This window comes from Bacillus sp. RAR_M1_44, from assembly GCF_020165935.1.
GTDB lineage: Bacteria > Bacillota > Bacilli > Bacillales > Bacillaceae > Bacillus > Bacillus altitudinis.
The window spans coordinates 862,030-879,641 of sequence record NZ_JAIUKX010000001.1; the positions used below are offsets into that span (position 1 = coordinate 862,030).

Below are 17,612 nucleotides of genomic sequence, written 5' to 3' on the forward strand. Positions count from 1 at the left end.
TCACTCCAACCTCTAGAATCATTTATGTAGTGTAAATTGTTTGATCGCGTGATAACGTGGGGTTTCTTTTAGACGAATTTCAAATAAAGCGATACTAGAAACCTCCATCGAATATGGTTCTTTCCGTAAGGGCGCTTGTTCTATATAGGACTGTTCTCTATTCCATTTGCGCGCAATCGTCATATGTGGATGAAAGGGTCTCTTTTCGACAGGATGACCTGCTGTCAAAACGGCTGTTTTTACCTTTTCTCTTAGATCCATCAAAGGCTTACTTTCACTAGGCTTTGCAAAAAAGACTCTCGGCCGCTCCTTTTGACCAAATATTCCTACTTCATTCAGCTTCAACGGGAAAACAGACACCTCATGAGACAGCTGTTCAAGCAGCTCAGATATCTTATTTAAACGGTCCTCTGGAATCGCGCCTAAAAACACAAGGGTGACATGATAATCAGTGGGTTCTGTCCATTTTTGAAAGGAAAGTCCGCTCCTCTTGTCTATATCCGCTTTCATTTGATACGCGAGTTGTTCAGGGATTGGAATCCCGATAAAATAATGACGGCTTTCGGCCATATTTTCACCTGTCCTTTTTAACAAACTTTACGAATCCCCATTGATGATAGTATAACTAAAGTAATGCGGAATGAGAAGAAAGGGTGTCACATGATGAAGGTTGCACAAAATATAGCTGAATTAATAGGTCATACACCACTTGTAAAATTACAGCGCCTTCAGCCAGAACATGGCGCTGCTGTTTATTTAAAACTGGAATCATTTAATCCTAGCGGAAGTGTAAAAGATCGGGCTGCTTACAATATGATCCTTGAGGCAGAAAAACAAGGAAAGCTCACAAAAGGGGCAACAATTATTGAACCAACGAGCGGGAATACAGGAATTGGCTTAGCGATGAACGCTGCTGCAAGAGGCTACAAAGCCATTCTGATCATGCCTGATTCGATGACCCAAGAAAGAATCAATATTTTAAAGGCATACGGCGCACAGGTCGTCTTAACCCCAGGGGAGGAAAAAATGCCAGGCTGTATTCGCAAGGCAGAAGAATTAGCTGCTCAAATTCCTAACAGCTTTATTCCCATGCAATTTGACAACGGTGCGAACCCCGATGCTCATAGAGGGACAACGGCTGTAGAAATTATCGATGCAGTGCAACAGATCGGGCAGCCCCTTGCCGCTTTTGTCGCAACTGCTGGAACGGGCGGAACCATTACAGGCACTGGAGAGGAACTCAAAAAAGCATTCCCGGAATTGACGATACATGTGGCAGAGCCAAAGGGGTCTCCTGTTTTATCAGGCGGGAAACCTGGCAAACATAAGCTTGTTGGCACAAGTCCAGGATTTATCCCACATATTTTAAACGAACAGGTGTATGATGAGATTGTGCAAGTGAGTGATGAAGATGCTTACGACATCACACGAAAGCTCGCCCGTCTTGAAGGTATTTTAGTCGGTCCATCATCTGGTGCGGCATGCTATGCAGCGATTGAAGCGGCCAAGCAAATGCCAAAGGATCACATTGTCATTTGTATGACAGCAGACACGGGTGAACGTTATTTATCAAGTGATGTGTTTCAAGATTAAAAAAGGAACAGGGCGTATGCTCCTGTTCCTTTTTCATCGTCATATGAACAACTCAGACCGTCTTGACCTCAGTCTGTTCGCCTGTCACAAGCAAAACTTGTTCATCAGTGAGCGGGCATAAAGAGAGCGTATTTTGATCTTTCTCTATGATATGCTGCGCGGCTTCACCTAAATAAGGATTGTTTATATGCGGTACCGGATAGCTGTTGATCTCATCGAATCCTTCAAAGGAGGATAACTCTAGTGCTTTCTCCTGATCATCCATCAGTGAGATGTATTCAATGCTTGGCGCCATGATAATACTCCCCGCGGATTCTCCGATATACAGCTTGCCTTTGCCGATCTCTTCTTTCAATACACGATCGAGTCCGTGCTTTCTTAATTCTTGCAGCAAATAAAAAGTATTGCCGCCAGATACATAAATGACATCATTCTTTCCAATGATCTGTGTGATCTCCTGAACCGTTTGCTTGGGCAGATGAACAGTCTCTACACGCATTTCTAATTGATGAAAGGCTTCTTTTGCTGCATCGACATAGTGCGTGACTTCTTCCACTTCACTGGCTGCCGGAATGAATGTCACACTTTTTCCTTTTAAGGTGTCACCTGCAAAGTCAGACAAGAGAGAATAGCTGTCTTTGAATGAAGAGCATAAGAACATTTTTTTCACGGTGAATCCCCTCTTCTCTTTTCTTTCTTATTTCGCCAATTCATACATGGCTTGTGCATATAGCGCAGTTGCTCTTAGTAAATCATCGATTTCGATATATTCATCCTTTTGATGTGCGCAATCAGGTCTTCCTGGGAATAGAGGACCAAAGGCAACACCTGCTTCTAATGACCTTGCATACGTTCCTCCCCCAATTGCAATAAGATGGGCAGGATCTCCTGTTTGTTCTTCGTAGACACGCTGTAATGTTTTCACAAGTGGATGGTCTTTTGAGACGTGATGAGGTGGACTGTCATCAAATTTCTCAATCGCTGCCCCTTTTATTCGTTCAATCCCTTTTTTGACTTCCTCACCGTCCGCAGTTACGGGATAGCGGACATTCAGCCCAAGCTTCGCTTCTTCGTTTTGCGAATAGCGGATTGTGCCAACATTCAAGGTCAAGTCACCACTAATATCATCCTTACAAGCGATGCCGAGTTTTTGTCCTCTTGTGTCTTGATCAAATAAAGCCTTTATTTGTGATGTAAATGCGAGCCCTCTTTCATCTAATTCATGCTCACATAAGAAATTCGCCATATGAATGCCCGCATTTGTGCCATTCGCCGGCTCCATTGCATGAACTGATACACCTTTTAATGTGAATGTCAGTCCATCTGCTGTATGGTTTGCCTCACCGGTTAACTGATTTTCCGCAAGATAGGCTGCAAAAGCCGTTTTTAATGCTTCAGCATCGTGATCGTTTGCTGCTGCCACAATTGCGCGAGCCTCATCTGGAACCATATTGAGACGCATGCCTGATGTGAATTGCTTGAGGATGTAACGCTTGTTTTCTTCTGATTGTTCGTATGTAAAGGATACGATGGCATCTATGATCCCTTTTTCAGCATGAATAATTGGAAAATCAGCATCTGGTGCAAACCCAATTTGTGGCATCGCCTCATGCTTGAAATAGTGATCGACGCAGCGCCAATCGCTTTCTTCATCTGTGCCAATGATGATTCGAATCTTTTTCGACAGCGGCAGACCGGCATCTTTTAACATTTTCAATGCGTAAAACGCCGCCATGGTCGGCCCTTTATCATCAATGGCTCCTCTTGCAAAGATTTTATTTTCTCTTATGTCCGCTGAAAATGGTGGGGTTGTCCAGTCGTCACCCGCAGGCACGACATCCACATGGCATAGCACACCGACGATGTCTTCGCCTTCTCCATATTCAATATGACCAGCATAACCATCAACATTTTTCACTTTGAAGCCCTCGTCCTGCCCTTTTTTGAGCAAATACTGAAGAGCCTCATCCACTTTTTCACCGAACGGTTTTCCTTCTGTGCCGCCTTCTTCATCCAAGACACTTTCAATTTGTAAAAAAGATTGTGTATCTTGAATCAAACTGTCTTTTTTTCGTATGACTTCTGCTTCCCAATTCATTTTTCCATTCCTCCTTGAAAAAAGGTTGCAATCCACCCTTAAAACGAATATTATATTAAGTGTTTTGTAATAATGTTCGTAAATGGAGGATTTTATGTTTCAGTTAAAAGAGAACCAAACCAACATAAAGAAAGAATTACTCGCTGGTATGACGACATTTTTTACGATGGTATATATTGTAGCCGTCAATCCAGGAATCCTTTCAGATGCAGGCATTCCTTTTGACCAAGTCTTTACTGCAACCATTATCGCTGCTGTTGTCGGTACACTCTGGATGGCACTCTTTGCAAACTATCCAATTGCCATTGCACCAGGTATGGGGCTGAATGTCTATTTCACCGTCACTGTTGTCGGTGGTGGGGGTCTCAGCTATCAAACAGCATTTAGTGCGGTATTTGTTGCTGGAATACTCTTTATTATTTTATCGTTAACATCCCTTAGAAAACAACTCATTGAGGCGATTCCAGATAATTTAAAGTACGGGATTACAGCAGGTATCGGATTATTTATTGCATTCATTGGGCTAAGACAGTCTGGAATCATCACTGCTGATCCACAAAATCTTGTGAAGCTTGGCAATTTAAGCTCACCTGTTGTCATTTTGACACTCGTTGGTTTAATGATTTCTGTCATATTAATGGTTCTTCAAGTGAATGGAGCGCTGTTTATCGGCATGTTAGCAACCACATTAATTGCACTTGCAACAGGCCAGCTTCATTTTCCTAAAGTGCTAGTGGATACCCCAGCACTGCCTGAAGGAATGCTGATTACAAACCCATTCGCTGCGTTTGGCGATGTATTTTCCCATCACTTGTATGCTGTTGTCTTCTCCTTTTTACTTGTGACGATTTTTGATACAACAGGAACAATGATCGGGGTTGCGGAACAAGCAGGTTTAATGAAAAATGGTCAGCTCCCAAAAGTACGCAGAGCCTTACTTGCTGACTCTGCTGCAACGACAATTGGCTCAATGTTTGGAACAAGCCCAACCACAGCTTACATTGAATCATCATCAGGAGTTGCTGCTGGCGGAAGAACTGGACTGACCTCTTTAACCGTTGCTGCATTGTTTATTGTGGCCTTGTTTTTTGGTCCACTCGTTCAAGCCATTTCGTCTTTGCCGTCCATCACTTCACCTGTCTTAATCATTGTCGGCTGTTTGATGATGAATTCAGTGTCACGTATTCGCTGGAATGAGCTTGACGAAGCATTTCCTGCTTTTCTTGTGATTCTTTCCATGCCGCTGACATCTAGCATCTCTACTGGGATTTCACTAGGATTTATTTCATATCCTCTTGTGAAGCTGGCAAAAGGAAAATGGAAAGAAGTGCATATTCTTGTGCTCATTTTTGCCGTCTTATTTTTCGTGCAGCTCTTTTTCTTAGAAGGATAACCAAAATAAAAAGACACATTTCTCATTTGAATGTGTCTTTTTTGTATAAATGATTTTTTATTTTGTAAATTTTCTGTGTTTATTTTTTGATCTTTCTTAAGTGATAAACTTCTTTATACGCCTTGTGTTTATTGGGTTGTAACCGGATTCAAATCATGATATATAACATAATTTCATTCATGAAGACAAGTTTAAAAACACGTAAAGTTGACTTTTTGGTGGAACTAGATGCATAATAACGTGTATAATAGAATAAAACATTAAGAAACACGAACATTTACCATTGTTGCATGTCCTTATGTCGCAGTTTTAGTGTAGTAAGTTGTGGTTAGTCAAGTCCATCCGATCTTATTGATAGGGAGTGGTTTTTTGAAACCTTCAACAAACCGTATGATGACTCGAATAAAATCAGTTTATATGTTCATTCAAGAGAAAGGTCTTGTGACGACACAAGAGCTGGTTGATGAATTCGGGATCACACCTAGAACCATCCAAAGAGACTTAAACGTGCTTGCCTATAACGATCTTGTTCATAGTCCAAGCAGAGGCAAATGGGAAACAACGAGAAAAAAAGTAAAAATATCATCATAAGCGAATAATGAACTTCCATATAACAAAAAGAACCGGCGGTCGCCGGTTCTTTTCATTTTGTTGACGAAGGGATAAAATGAACTTGATTTTAGCCCTTTGTCTTAGCGTGATAGAAAACCTTTGCAGCCCTAGGAAGGACGAGTACTGGAGCGGAGCGAATTGGACATTCGTGAGCACCAGCACGCAGGACTGACACCGAATGCGAGGGTTTGTCTACACGCTAAAAGAACCGGCGATATGCCGGTTCTTTTCATTTTCTCTATATTAATCACGATTGATTAAGCTGTCTAACTCTTCCTCCGTCAATTCACGGTATTCTCCTGGCGCCAAATCTTCGTCTAATGAAACAGCCCCCATCGAGAGCCGTTTTAAAAAGATCACTTCATTGCCCACTGCTTGTGCCATCAGCTTCACTTGATGGTACTTCCCTTCTGTAATCGTTAAACGGATTCTTGTATCTGCCTCTTGGTTGGCATCTACTTCAACCTTCGCCGGCTTCGTTCGGTAGTCGTCTAAAATCACAACTCCCTCTTCAAGACGAGTGATGTCTTGATCTCCAAGCGGGTATTTCAGATGAACTTCATACGTTTTCGGGACATGCTTTTTCGGAGATAACAATTGATGAGCAAGCTGACCGTCATTTGTAAGGAGGAGGAGACCGACTGTATCCTTATCCAGTCTCCCCACAGGGAATGGCTCCCTTGCCATATCCTCTGGCTCTAGTAAATCAACAACCGTCTCATCTCGCAGATCCTCCGTTGCTGAAATGACACCATCTGGCTTGTTCATCATGAGATAAATGAATTCTTTATACTCTGCACGCTCTCCATGCACGAGCACTTCATCATTTGTTGGATCGACATGATCTTTCACCTGCTTCGCCACTTCTCCATTCACTGTGACAGCCCGGGCCTTGACCAGCTTCTTTACATCTTTCCTTGAACCAAAGCCGGTATTGGCCAGCAATTTATCAAGCCTCATGCTTCTCCACCTCTTCTTAACTCTTTTTTCTTAAAAATGACGGCATCCGGCTGCCAAGTACACGCTCTAACAATCCAACTTTATAAGATAAGAATATATACACACCGCCGCCAGTAATCATTGAAATCAAAATAACAATACCTGCTTGTACGATTCCTCCTTCATATGAAATGACTTGACTCACAAGCTGACATGTCACATAAGCCACTACAGCCATGATTGCTGTTAAAATACCAATTAAAATAAACCGTTTGAAAATCCTGCGGAACGAATAGCCTGCATGGCGCTTGATCATGATGAACATATACAAAATCGAGGCACTGTAGCCTAATGCCGTTGCAAGCACAGAACCGTTTCCTTGCAGCCAGCTAATCAGCGGGATATTGAGAACCGTTTTAATGATGATCCCTAACAAAAGACTGACGATCGCAAATTTTTGTTTGTTAATCCCTTGTAAAATCGCTGCGTTAATGGTGAATAAAGAAAACAGTAACGCAACAGGTGCATACCAAAACAAAATAGAAGTCCCAATCTCAGGATGCACAGACGGATAGAAAAACCAATAAACTGGTCCAGCCAATGCTGAAATGCCAAATGAAGCAGGCAACACGAAGAATAAAATGACCTGCATCGTTTGATCAATTTGCCGATTCAGCAGCTTGTAATTTCGCGCTGTAAAGGATTCCGTTATGGTTGGAATCAATGTTAAACCAAACGCAGTTGCAAGTGACACAGGAATCATGACAAGCTTCGGTAAATATAACGTCACAATAGACAGAACCGCTGTACTAATATCCTGATGTCCTGATGCAATCATCGCTCTGTTAATTGTATTTGTATCAATATAAGAATAAATCGGAATGGCAAGCCCAACAAACACATAGGGTGCTGCATAACTGAACAGCTCTGTAAACATTTGTTTATAAGATAATCCAGAATAGTCCCCTGTATTCGGCTGCATTGCCAAAAGCCGATCTTTCCGCTTCAGCCAATATAAATAAAGCGTAAATAGACCGCCAAACGCACCAATGAGTGCGGCAAATGTGGCATAACCAACCGCAATAACAAGACCACCGTCAAGCACTTTTAAAATGATAAACGTCGCTGTTAATAGGAAGATGATTCTGACAAGTTGTTCGATGACTTGGGAAACAGCTGTCGGGCCCATCATCGAGTGCCCTTGGAAAAACCCTCGCACAAGACTCATAATGGGTACAACCAATAGACCCAAACTGACCATCCGAATCACATAAACCACTTGATCGACCGTCAAACCGCCCGTTTCATTCGATCCTCCAAGCTGAATCTTGGCGAAAATCGGTGCGGTCAAATATAAAATAGAAAAGGCGATAATACCGGTGACAAGCATGACCGACATACCCGCCCTGAACATTTTTCTTGTTGTCTCATAATCGCCGATTGCATTATATTTAGAGACGAATTTCGATACCGCTGTTGGAAAACCGAGCGTAGCAATACTTAAAAAGATCGTATACTGATTGTATCCATATTGGAATAGCGCACCACCAGTCGCTCCGACCATTGCGCTAAATGGAATTAAGTAAATCATACCAAGAATACGAGAGAGATAAGTCCCTATCGTTAAAACCAACGTACCACGAAGCAGTTTATTAGACATGCGCTTAACCACCATTTTTCTAATGAATATTCAACTTAACTATTTTAACACATCATTTCATCGCACAGGTAACAAATCCAATACAGAAGTCACAAAACCAATCAATTCATATTTCAGCCTTCCCCAATCTTCGTTATAATAGAGAAATGACTGAAAGTAGAAAGAGGAATGTAACATGAAACATTATGATGTCATTGTCATTGGCGGTGGACCTTCTGGACTGATGGCCGCGATTGCATCGGCAGAACACGGTGCATCGGTTCTGTTAATTGACAAAGGAAACAAACTTGGCAGAAAGCTCGCCATTTCTGGCGGTGGACGCTGCAATGTGACCAATCGCCTTCCAGTAGAAGAAATCATCAAGCATATTCCCGGAAACGGCCGTTTTCTATATAGTGCATTTTCTGAGTTCAATAACGAGGATATTATTTCGTTCTTTGAAAAACTAGGTATTGAACTAAAAGAAGAAGACCATGGACGTATGTTCCCTGTCTCAAACAAAGCACAATCTGTTGTGGATGCCCTATTGGATAGGCTCCGCGCGCTCAATGTGACCATTCGAACGAATGAAAAGATTAAAACCGTTCTGTATCAAGACGGACAAGCAGCTGGAATTGTTACAAATAATGATGAAAAAATTTCAAGTCAGGCCGTTGTCATTGCTGTTGGCGGGAAAAGTGTGCCGCATACAGGCTCTACTGGCGATGGCTATGCATGGGCAGAAGCCGCTGGTCATACCATTACAGAGCTCTTCCCAACAGAAGTACCCGTCACGTCAGACGAGCGTTTTATTAAGGACAAAGTGCTTCAAGGTCTTTCATTAAGAAGTGTGGCCGTGAGTGTTTTAAATAAAAAAGGAAAACCCGTCGTCACTCATGTCATGGATATGATCTTTACACACTTTGGCTTATCAGGTCCTGCCGTTCTGAGATGCAGCGGATTTGTTGTGAAGGAACTGAAAAAGCAACAGACCGTCCGTCTTCAAATTGACTTATACCCAAAGCTCAATGACGAGGAGCTATTCCAAAAGCTTCATCGTGATTTAAAAGATGAACCAAAAAAAGCCATTAAAAATGTCCTGAAATCTTGGATGCAAGAGCGCTATTTATTGTTCCTTTTAGAACGAAATGGCATTGATTCGCAGGAGACATTTTCTGGTCTCGCTAAAGATAAACTGCGCGCTTTTGCTCATGATTGTAAACATTTCATCGTCCATGCAAATGGGACGCTTTCTTTAGATAAAGCCTTTGTTACAGGAGGCGGCGTTTCTGTTAAAGAAATTGAACCGAAGAAAATGGCATCCAAAAAAATGGCCGGTCTTTATTTCTGCGGAGAAATTTTAGATATTCACGGTTACACAGGCGGTTACAATATTACGTCAGCACTTGTGACAGGCAGGTTAGCTGGCATGAATGCCGCACTAGAAGTAAAGGAGAGATTTCAATGATTAGACGCGCACTTCCGATTGTCCTTGCAGTTGTCATTAGTTTGACAGCCGCTTTCTTTATGAAGCTGTCCATTACCCCGTTAAAAGTCGCCATTGTTTTAGCGTTTACGATTTTCGCTGTTTGTTTAAAAGAATATGTCTACCGTCTGCGCAAACGAATTGAAGAAAAGTCATCTTCACATATCGATGGTTGATAAATGGAAGGAAAACATGTTACGGTAAAATAGAGGTCGAGTGAGAAACTCGCCTCTTTTTGTTTGAAAATAGTTGAGACAGGGGATATTAAATTAAATCCTCTGCTTAAACGTGTAGAACAACAGGAGAGTGAGATGGTGTGAAAAACGTATCAAGTGTATTTTGGATTGTGATTGCTATCACATTTATTGCCGTTCTATGGGGAGCCCTTTCTCCAGATACGCTACAAAATGTGACAGATCATATTCAAACATACATTACAAATGACTTTGGCTGGTATTATTTATTAGTCGTATCGCTGCTAGTCGGCTTTTGTCTATTCTTTATCTTTAGCCCTATCGGAAAAATTACGTTAGGAAAGCCAGGTGAAGAGCCTGAATTTGGTCTTTTTTCTTGGTTCGCCATGCTGTTTAGTGCTGGAATGGGCATTGGGCTTGTTTTTTACGGAGCCGCTGAACCGATCAGCCACTTTGCCATTCAATCCCCAACAGGCGAGACGGAAAATGCACAAGCCTTCCGTGATTCCCTTCGTTATACCTTTTTCCACTGGGGACTTCATGCATGGGCCATTTATGCAATTGTCGCCCTTTGCATTGCATACTTTAAATTTAGAAAAGATGCACCTGGATTAATCAGTTCCACCTTATACCCAGTATTCGGAAACAGAATTCATGGATGGATTGGAAAAACCATTGATTGCATCGCAGTATTTGCAACGGTGGTCGGTGTAGCTACTAGTTTAGGACTAGGTGCCGCACAAATTAATGGCGGATTAAACTATTTATTTGGAATTCCAAATAACTTCCTAACTCAGCTCATTATTATTGCAATCGTCACGGTCCTGTTCCTCCTCTCTGCTTGGAGCGGTATTGGTAAAGGGATTAAATATTTAAGTAACACAAACATGATTCTTGCTGCATTACTCATGATCTTTTTACTCATTGTTGGACCAACTGTGTATATTTTAAATTCATTTACTGATTCAATCGGACAATACTTATCAAATATTGTACAAATGAGCTTTAGATTATCACCAAATGATCCTGAAAAGAGAGAATGGATTAATGGATGGACCATCTTCTATTGGGCATGGTGGATCTCTTGGTCGCCATTTGTCGGTATTTTTATTGCAAGGGTTTCACGCGGGAGAACCATTCGAGAATTTTTAATTGGTGTCTTAGTGGCTCCTTCCATCCTCGTGTTCCTTTGGTTCTCGATCTTTGGTGTATCTGCAATGGACTTACAACAGAACAATATCGTCGATGTTGCAAACATGTCTACTGAAACGATGCTGTTTGGTGTTTTAAATGAATACCCACTCGCCATGATTACATCCATTCTGGCACTGATTTTAATTGCGGTATTCTTTATCACATCAGCAGACTCAGCTACATTCGTTCTCGGAATGCAGACAACCTATGGATCATTAAATCCAGCGAATAGTGTAAAAATCAGCTGGGGTATTATCCAGTCAGCAGTAGCGGCAGTGCTCTTATTTTCAGGCGGTCTTCAGGCCTTACAAAACACAGCCAAACTTGCTGCTTTACCGTTCTCTGTTGTCATCATTTTAATGATTGTATCCCTGTACAAATCATTAAATGAAGAACGAAGAGCAATTAAACAAGCAAATAAGTATAACAAACCAAGAAGTCCAAGAGTAAAAAAAGCATAATCATCACAAGAGAAAAGTCGTTCCTCATCCGAACGGCTTTTTTTTCTCGTTGAAATAATTGAAGATTGTCATGACATCGCGTATTCCGATAAAATAGTGTTGAATCATCACTTTTCTACATAATGGAGGTTTATATGACGTTACCTACGTTCAAGTACAACCCAGACCCAGTTTCATTACATGTAATTAAAAAAGAGCAGACGATATGCCCCGTTTGTGAGAGAGAACGAGATTATGTATATCATGGTCCCTTTTATTCTGTTGAAGACGTTTCTGGCATTTGTCCTTGGTGCATTAAAGATGGATCAGCTGCTCAAACATATAATGGAATGTTTCAAGACGATGTGAGTTGTGATGACGTCGATCATGAAGAATATATAGATGAACTGATCTACAGAACGCCGGGTTACCGCGGATGGCAGCAGGAATATTGGTTAAGCCATTGCGGGGATTTTTGCGCGATTGTGCAGTATGTTGGTTGGAAAGAAATTGAGCATTTAGAGGAAGAACTCTCAGAGGATATTGAAGAGATTTGCAGTGGTGGACATTTCACAAAAGAGAACTTGAAACAATGGCTCGTGAACGGAGGAGACTTGCAAGGCTACCTCTTTCAATGCGTTCACTGCAAAAAGCATCGTTTACATATTGACGCTAGTTGATCATGGCAAAAGGACCTTTCAGCAGGTCCTTTTATTTTTTATATAAAATGAGCGCTGAAAAACAGTAGAGTTGCTCTCCTCCTTGCTCACAGATCACCGCCACATTGTATTTGATGTCAATAATTTGGTCGTCGTCCATTCCTTTTAAAAAAAGATTGATTTCGCTTTGCAAATCTTTCTCGTGTTCTTCATCAAATACAGCTACCTTCAGCACATATGCCACTCTCCCTTCTCTTGCTACTCTATTTTTATGCAAATAGAGACGGACATATGAACAAAAAAAGCCTTCCATCTTGTCGATGAAAGGACTCCTTTTTACAGCTTCGGTTTTGTTTCTCCTGTCCATGCAAGCATGCCGCCAACGACATTGGTTGCTTGATAGCCTTGGTCTTCTAAGAAATAGCAGACATTCTCACTGCGTTTACCAGAACGGCAAATAATATAATACTCTTGTGTCTTATCAAACGCATCTAGCTTCTCAGGAATATCGCCCATTCGAATATGGACTGCCTCTGGAATCATGCCTTCTGCTACCTCTTCATCCTCACGCACATCGACGAGTTGAATGGCTTTTTCTTGCTCTAGCTTTTGCTTTAATTCTTCTATTGAAATTTCTTTTACTGACACGACTCTCATCTCTCCTTTTATTCACGGTGACACCATTATAGCAAATCATACACATCACTGCGTATTCACCCGCTTGGATTGAAGGAAAGACGGGAATCGTTTCTTCACATCAACTGCCGGCTGCTCGCTTTCAAACTCTATCTTTTTAAACACTTGATAGGCTAGCCACATGTGGCCATATGCGAGAATGCTGATGCTAAAAAACGGCACGATCCCTGGCAAATAAGCAAATAGGATAAAGAGAACAGCCGAGAAAACGAGCATAGAGAGCGTATATTGCAAATACGAGATGCCAAGCAGAAGGGAAAATTTCAAATAAAGACGCTTTTTCCAATCATAATGAGCCAGCAGCGGAAAGATATAAAACAAGCTGACAATAAACAGAAAACCAAAGATATAGATCGCAAAGCGAAGCACGTGTAAAAACCAGCTCGTTGGATAAATATAAGCAAGGTCTACATAAATAATCGTCCCGATGATGACCAGCACCACTCCAATGACATTAGAGCGTACAAATTCTTCGCGGTATACTTTCCAAAAGGTTTGAAAGACGCTGACTTGCTCATGCCCTTGTATCCACTTTCTCATCACAGAAAATAACGCTGTTGTTGCAGGCATAAAGCTAAAGATTCCAAGCCCAAGTAAAGTGAACAAAAGCCATAACAAATTCGTATAGGCGAGTCTCATCACCCACTCACACATGCGCAGCATTCTGCTCATTGATCCATCATGATCCATCTCTCGTCCCTCCTCTCTTTCTCGTTACACCGTCTCTTTTTGAAACAATTCTTCTATTTCAATCGGGCGTTTTTCTGCAACTGAGCGCCACATGCCTTCGCCAAGTGCAATGGAATAAGCACCCGCCTCTGCTCCTGCTGAAATGTCATAAGGAATGAGCGGATCTTTTCCTAAAAATAAATCTGCTAATAATAGCGGATCTCCGCCTCCATGACCACCTGATTGCTTCACAACTTCAATCGTTTCTTTTCCACCAAACATCGGGTAGTATGCAATTGTCTGTTCAGGGAATTGAAAAGGGATTCTCGACGGCACATGAAACTCATTTGTTTCAATCCGTCCCTTCGTCCCGTTAATCGCAAGCCGGTAGCCTTCATATGGCGCTGAAAATTGAATCGAGTAACTTAACAAAGCTCCCTGATCATAAGCCACTGACGCCACGTATGTATCCTCAATATCAATTTCTTGATCAAAAATACAGGCATCCGGGCGATAATTCGAGTATTGCTTTGACTGCTGCTTACCTGATTCAATATGGTCATCCTCCACCTTTGAACGCTCTACCCGCGGATTCCACCTTGCTTCATAATGACAGGTATCTCTTACATGACAGGTTCCGCAATATCGATTCCCTTCACCCTGCAAAGGATTCCAAGGACTTTCATTCCCATAATAATTCAGTGCGCCATAGGCAAATACTTGCTTCGGCTTTTGATCAATCCACCAGTTGACCAAGTCAAAATGATGGGTCGATTTATGAATAGACAGTCCGCCAGAATATTGACGCGAGCGGTTCCACCTTTTGAAATAACTCGCTCCATGATACGTATCAATGAGCCAGCTTAACTCAACAGACGTGACCCTTCCAATCTTTCCATCTAAAATGAGCTCTTTTATCTTTCGGTGGAATGGATTGTAGCGATAATTAAAGGTGACGGTGACCTTCCCTTTGCTTTCTGCCTCTTTTTCCATCACCTGTTTGGCATCTTTTGCTGTTGTGACCATCGGCTTTTCCGTTATGACATCCAGATCATGATCCAGTGCCTGCAGGATATATGTGACATGTGTATCATCTCGCCCCGCCACAATGACGATATCTGGTCTTGCTTCCTTCACCATCTGACCAAATGCATCCTCATGAAAAAATGAGACGCCCCTTAGTGATGGAAAACGCTCCTGACAAAGTGTATACCGCTTCTCATCTACATCTAGGAGCCCTGTAATCCTGTAATGCTCATTGAAATCCTCGGTGAGCGGTTTGATAAACATATTGAAAGCACGGTGACTGAGCCCGCAAACGGCGACCCTTTTCACATTCCCCCACCCCTTTTTCTATTGGTTTTCACGAAGCTGCTTCATGAGAGACAGTGCCTCTTTAGATTTCTCCGCATACACAGGAATGAAGGCGACCATATCTCGATGTAATCGAAAGGTATAGCCATTTAGCTGCTTTGTTCCTTTCTTGATTTGGACCGCATAATCGACTGTATTTCCCGTCTTTGCATCTTCTACCGTATATGGTCCTGCCCCTTCGCCATCTACCCGCATCTCTTCAAGCAGCTGAAAGCTTTCAGGATCATCATATGTTCTAAACATTTCTTCCGGGACAAACATCACGTCCCCCTCTTTTGCAGTTATTTCAACAAGAAGTTTTTCAGGAATTGCAGGGAAGATGTGAACATCGTATGTCTCCTGATTTGGTTGAAAAGCTTTCTCCACTAATTGGTCTTTCATTGCTTTTGACATGTCAGAAAAAATAAGGACATCAATCCCCTCTGTTTTCCCCTGACAGGCGGACAAATAAAAGGCAGCGATGAAGCTGAGGAGCCATGCCGCAGCCCTTTGATGCCGCCTCATACCTTTTGAAACACAGACAGCTTTTCTAGTTCAGTTAACGCCATAATAAAAGCGCCTGCTCCATGCAAATCATTCGTGCTCCGCTCTCTGCCAACGTAATAGTCATAAAATCCCGCAGATGTTCCAATACAAATATCGTTCACCGTAAAATCGCCGTTGTCTTTTTCCTCCGTTTTATATTCAATCAACCCTTGATACGCTTTGACCACGTGATCAACATATCGAAGACTGACATATCCTTCATTCATGGCTTTTGCCATCGCATACATGAATAGACATGACCCTGAGCTTTCAAGCCAGTTGTCGCTATGACTTCCTTTATCAATGATTTGATGCCATAGACCCGTTTCGTCGTCCTGATATTTTGCCACACTTTCCAGCATATCTGTCAGTGTGTCCTTCCACACTTTTCGTCCTTCATGTCCTTCTGGTAAATCTTCGATCATATCGGCTAACGCAAGGACATACCAGCCAAAGGATCTTGCCCAAAATTCTGGGGAACAGCCCGTCTGTTGATCAGCCCATGGCATCACTTTCCGTTCATCCCATGCGTGATAGTAAAGGCCCGTTTTTTCATCTTTGGTATGCTTTCTCATGAGATGCTCTTGATGGATGACCATGTCCACCAGCTCCAATTCTCCTGTCAACTGGGCATACTTTAAAGCAAAAGGTCCACCCATATAAAGACCATCTAGCCACATTTGATAAGCATAATTGTCTTTATGCCAGAAACCGCCCTCAGACGTGCGATTCAGCGTCCGATAAAGCCCCCGAAGCTTTTCTGCTGCCTTCACATACCGCTTCTCTCCCGTTCTTTCAATCAGCGGGAATAAAATGAGCCCTGCTTGAATAGCATCAAGCTCGTCTCTGCGGAATAACAGATTCCCATGGTCATCAATGAGTGAGTCAGCATAATTTTTCACATAATCAAAGTACGCCTCGTTTTCTGTTGCTTCGTAAAGCTTCATCACTCCGCAAAGGAAAACCCCTTGATGATAGTGCCACCTTCCAGCTGGCGGAAGTTCAATCGGTGTATACGCTTTCATTATTGTTTGTGCTAATTTCTCTGCATGCTCAAGCGGTGATCCCTTTTCAATCGATAATGTCATTGGTCTTCATCTCCCCTTTTAATAAATCCCTTCTTCTCCAAACTTCTTCGCTAAACGGTTCGCCATCATGACCAAAATAAGTCCAACGGCTGCTTTAAATAAACCAACTGCGGTACTATAGCTGAATTGTCCTTGCTTCAGACCAGCTGTATACACATACGTATCAAAAATCTCTGCGACTTCCCTGTTGGTCGCATTGAGTAATAAATAGACATGTTCAAATCCAAGCTCTAATGTATCACCAATTTTTAAAATGAGCAGTACAACAATGACACTTTTAATCGCAGGAAGGGTGATGTGCCACATTTGTCTAAGTCTGCCGGCTCCATCCATTTTTGCTGCTTCATATAGCTGCGGATCCACTGCTGTAATCGCAGCAAGATAAATAATGGTTGACCAACCCGCTTCTCTCCAGATTACCTGCAAAATGTACATGGGTCTAAACCATTCTTGACTAAGAAGGAAGTTAATCTTTTCTCCTCCAAAGAAAGCAATCAATTCATTGATCAACCCGCCATCTACCGTTAACAAAACAAAAGATAAGGACACGACAATCACCCATGACATGAAATGAGGAATATAAATCATTGTCTGAACAAATTTCTTAAACAGTGCCAATCTGACCTCGTTTAAAAGAAGGGCTAATAAGATCGGAATCGGAAAGAAAATCACGACATTCATGGCAAATAAAATGAGCGTATTTTTTAATAAGATGAAAAATGTTGGTTCTGTAAATAAGCGAATAAAGTGTTTGAAGCCAACCCACTCACTGCCAAGAATTCCGAGAAACGGCTGGTAATCTTGAAAGGCAATGATCAGCCCCCACATAGGGACATATTTAAAGACAAGAAAATAAAGGAGCCCTGGCAAAATCATTAAATACAGAAATTTTTGACTAAGTAATTGGTTAAGTAAGCGCTTTCTCTTTTCTTTTTTCAAAGCTGCCGCAGGCACACCCTTGGCAGTGACATCCTGTGTTTTCACAGATAAAGCCTCCCCTCATGCTGATGCAT

At 42.0% G+C, this 17,612-nt stretch carries 19 protein-coding genes; 7 read left to right on the plus strand and 12 right to left on the minus strand.

Annotated elements, in window-relative coordinates; all coding sequences use genetic code 11:
* Nucleotides 1–18 precede the first annotated feature (18 nt).
* Nucleotides 19–570, minus strand: coding sequence for an RNA 2',3'-cyclic phosphodiesterase (thpR, locus tag LCD34_RS04565; protein ID WP_060781647.1), 552 nt, complete (start codon nucleotides 568–570; stop codon nucleotides 19–21).
* A 93-nt stretch (nucleotides 571–663) separates the two neighbouring features.
* On the opposite strand from thpR, the gene cysK reads away from it, so the two are divergent.
* On the plus strand, nucleotides 664–1,593 hold the full coding sequence (gene cysK / locus LCD34_RS04570; protein ID WP_411238087.1) for a cysteine synthase A: 930 nt from the start codon (nucleotides 664–666) through the stop codon (nucleotides 1,591–1,593).
* A 52-nt stretch (nucleotides 1,594–1,645) separates the two neighbouring features.
* Here cysK and LCD34_RS04575 read toward each other — a convergent pair whose 3' ends face one another.
* Nucleotides 1,646–2,263, minus strand: a complete 618-nt coding sequence (locus LCD34_RS04575) for a Type 1 glutamine amidotransferase-like domain-containing protein (protein ID WP_017367872.1) — start codon at nucleotides 2,261–2,263, stop codon at nucleotides 1,646–1,648.
* Between the two features lie 27 nt (nucleotides 2,264–2,290).
* A complete protein-coding gene (gene pepV, locus LCD34_RS04580; RefSeq protein WP_212338386.1) occupies nucleotides 2,291–3,691 on the minus strand; it encodes a dipeptidase PepV in 1,401 nt (466 codons plus the stop codon).
* 94 nt (nucleotides 3,692–3,785) lie between these two features.
* Here pepV and LCD34_RS04585 point away from each other — a divergent pair, with 94 nt between their 5' ends.
* The gene (locus LCD34_RS04585; RefSeq protein WP_017358329.1) at nucleotides 3,786–5,084 is read left to right on the plus strand and encodes an NCS2 family permease; all 1,299 of its coding nucleotides are present in this window, start codon (nucleotides 3,786–3,788) and stop codon (nucleotides 5,082–5,084) included.
* Between the two features lie 369 nt (nucleotides 5,085–5,453).
* On the plus strand, nucleotides 5,454–5,675 hold the full coding sequence (locus LCD34_RS04590) for a DeoR family transcriptional regulator (protein ID WP_008356419.1): 222 nt from the start codon (nucleotides 5,454–5,456) through the stop codon (nucleotides 5,673–5,675).
* 264 nt (nucleotides 5,676–5,939) lie between these two features.
* On the opposite strand, the gene LCD34_RS04595 is transcribed toward LCD34_RS04590, so the two are convergent.
* Together LCD34_RS04595 and LCD34_RS04600 are read right to left on the minus strand one after the other, a co-directional pair.
* Nucleotides 5,940–6,656, minus strand: a complete 717-nt coding sequence (locus tag LCD34_RS04595) for a pseudouridine synthase (protein ID WP_224558584.1) — start codon at nucleotides 6,654–6,656, stop codon at nucleotides 5,940–5,942.
* Nucleotides 6,657–6,672: 16 nt separating this feature from the next.
* Nucleotides 6,673–8,295 (minus strand): polysaccharide biosynthesis protein, encoded by a 1,623-nt coding sequence (locus tag LCD34_RS04600; RefSeq protein ID WP_224558585.1) that lies wholly within the window; start codon nucleotides 8,293–8,295, stop codon nucleotides 6,673–6,675.
* Between the two features lie 175 nt (nucleotides 8,296–8,470).
* Here LCD34_RS04600 and LCD34_RS04605 point away from each other — a divergent pair, with 175 nt between their 5' ends.
* The 4 genes from LCD34_RS04605 (at nucleotide 8,471) to LCD34_RS04620 (ending at nucleotide 12,268) form a co-directional block, all read left to right on the plus strand.
* Nucleotides 8,471–9,742 carry an NAD(P)/FAD-dependent oxidoreductase gene (locus tag LCD34_RS04605; RefSeq protein ID WP_224558586.1) on the plus strand — a complete coding sequence of 424 codons (1,272 nt, stop codon included), beginning with the start codon at nucleotides 8,471–8,473 and terminating at the stop codon, nucleotides 9,740–9,742.
* Nucleotides 9,739–9,936 (plus strand): hypothetical protein, encoded by a 198-nt coding sequence (locus LCD34_RS04610; RefSeq protein WP_019743705.1) that lies wholly within the window; start codon nucleotides 9,739–9,741, stop codon nucleotides 9,934–9,936. The genes LCD34_RS04605 and LCD34_RS04610 overlap by 4 nt, the downstream gene beginning before the upstream one ends.
* A gap of 140 nt (nucleotides 9,937–10,076) precedes the next feature.
* Nucleotides 10,077–11,609, plus strand: coding sequence for a BCCT family transporter (locus LCD34_RS04615; protein WP_224558587.1), 1,533 nt, complete (start codon nucleotides 10,077–10,079; stop codon nucleotides 11,607–11,609).
* Nucleotides 11,610–11,743: 134 nt separating this feature from the next.
* Nucleotides 11,744–12,268 (plus strand): CbrC family protein, encoded by a 525-nt coding sequence (locus LCD34_RS04620; protein WP_224558588.1) that lies wholly within the window; start codon nucleotides 11,744–11,746, stop codon nucleotides 12,266–12,268.
* A gap of 31 nt (nucleotides 12,269–12,299) precedes the next feature.
* On the opposite strand, the gene LCD34_RS04625 is transcribed toward LCD34_RS04620, so the two are convergent.
* The 7 genes from LCD34_RS04625 to LCD34_RS04655 all read right to left on the minus strand — a co-directional run bounded on the left by LCD34_RS04625 (nucleotide 12,300) and on the right by LCD34_RS04655 (nucleotide 17,583).
* Complete coding sequence (locus LCD34_RS04625; RefSeq protein ID WP_003217582.1) at nucleotides 12,300–12,482, minus strand: sporulation protein Cse60; 183 nt, start codon at nucleotides 12,480–12,482, stop codon at nucleotides 12,300–12,302.
* Between the two features lie 101 nt (nucleotides 12,483–12,583).
* Nucleotides 12,584–12,895, minus strand: coding sequence for a rhodanese-like domain-containing protein (locus tag LCD34_RS04630; RefSeq protein WP_061419953.1), 312 nt, complete (start codon nucleotides 12,893–12,895; stop codon nucleotides 12,584–12,586).
* Between the two features lie 54 nt (nucleotides 12,896–12,949).
* Complete coding sequence (locus LCD34_RS04635; protein WP_144610529.1) at nucleotides 12,950–13,633, minus strand: YesL family protein; 684 nt, start codon at nucleotides 13,631–13,633, stop codon at nucleotides 12,950–12,952.
* 24 nt (nucleotides 13,634–13,657) lie between these two features.
* Nucleotides 13,658–14,947, minus strand: a complete 1,290-nt coding sequence (locus LCD34_RS04640; RefSeq protein ID WP_144610527.1) for a Gfo/Idh/MocA family protein — start codon at nucleotides 14,945–14,947, stop codon at nucleotides 13,658–13,660.
* Between the two features lie 18 nt (nucleotides 14,948–14,965).
* Nucleotides 14,966–15,490, minus strand: a complete 525-nt coding sequence (locus LCD34_RS04645) for a hypothetical protein (protein ID WP_025207829.1) — start codon at nucleotides 15,488–15,490, stop codon at nucleotides 14,966–14,968.
* Complete coding sequence (locus LCD34_RS04650) at nucleotides 15,487–16,599, minus strand: glycoside hydrolase family 88 protein (RefSeq protein WP_076822457.1); 1,113 nt, start codon at nucleotides 16,597–16,599, stop codon at nucleotides 15,487–15,489. The genes LCD34_RS04645 and LCD34_RS04650 overlap by 4 nt, the downstream gene beginning before the upstream one ends.
* 18 nt (nucleotides 16,600–16,617) lie before the next feature.
* A complete protein-coding gene (locus LCD34_RS04655; protein WP_008343019.1) occupies nucleotides 16,618–17,583 on the minus strand; it encodes an ABC transporter permease in 966 nt (321 codons plus the stop codon).
* Between the last annotated feature and the right edge of the window lie 29 nt (nucleotides 17,584–17,612).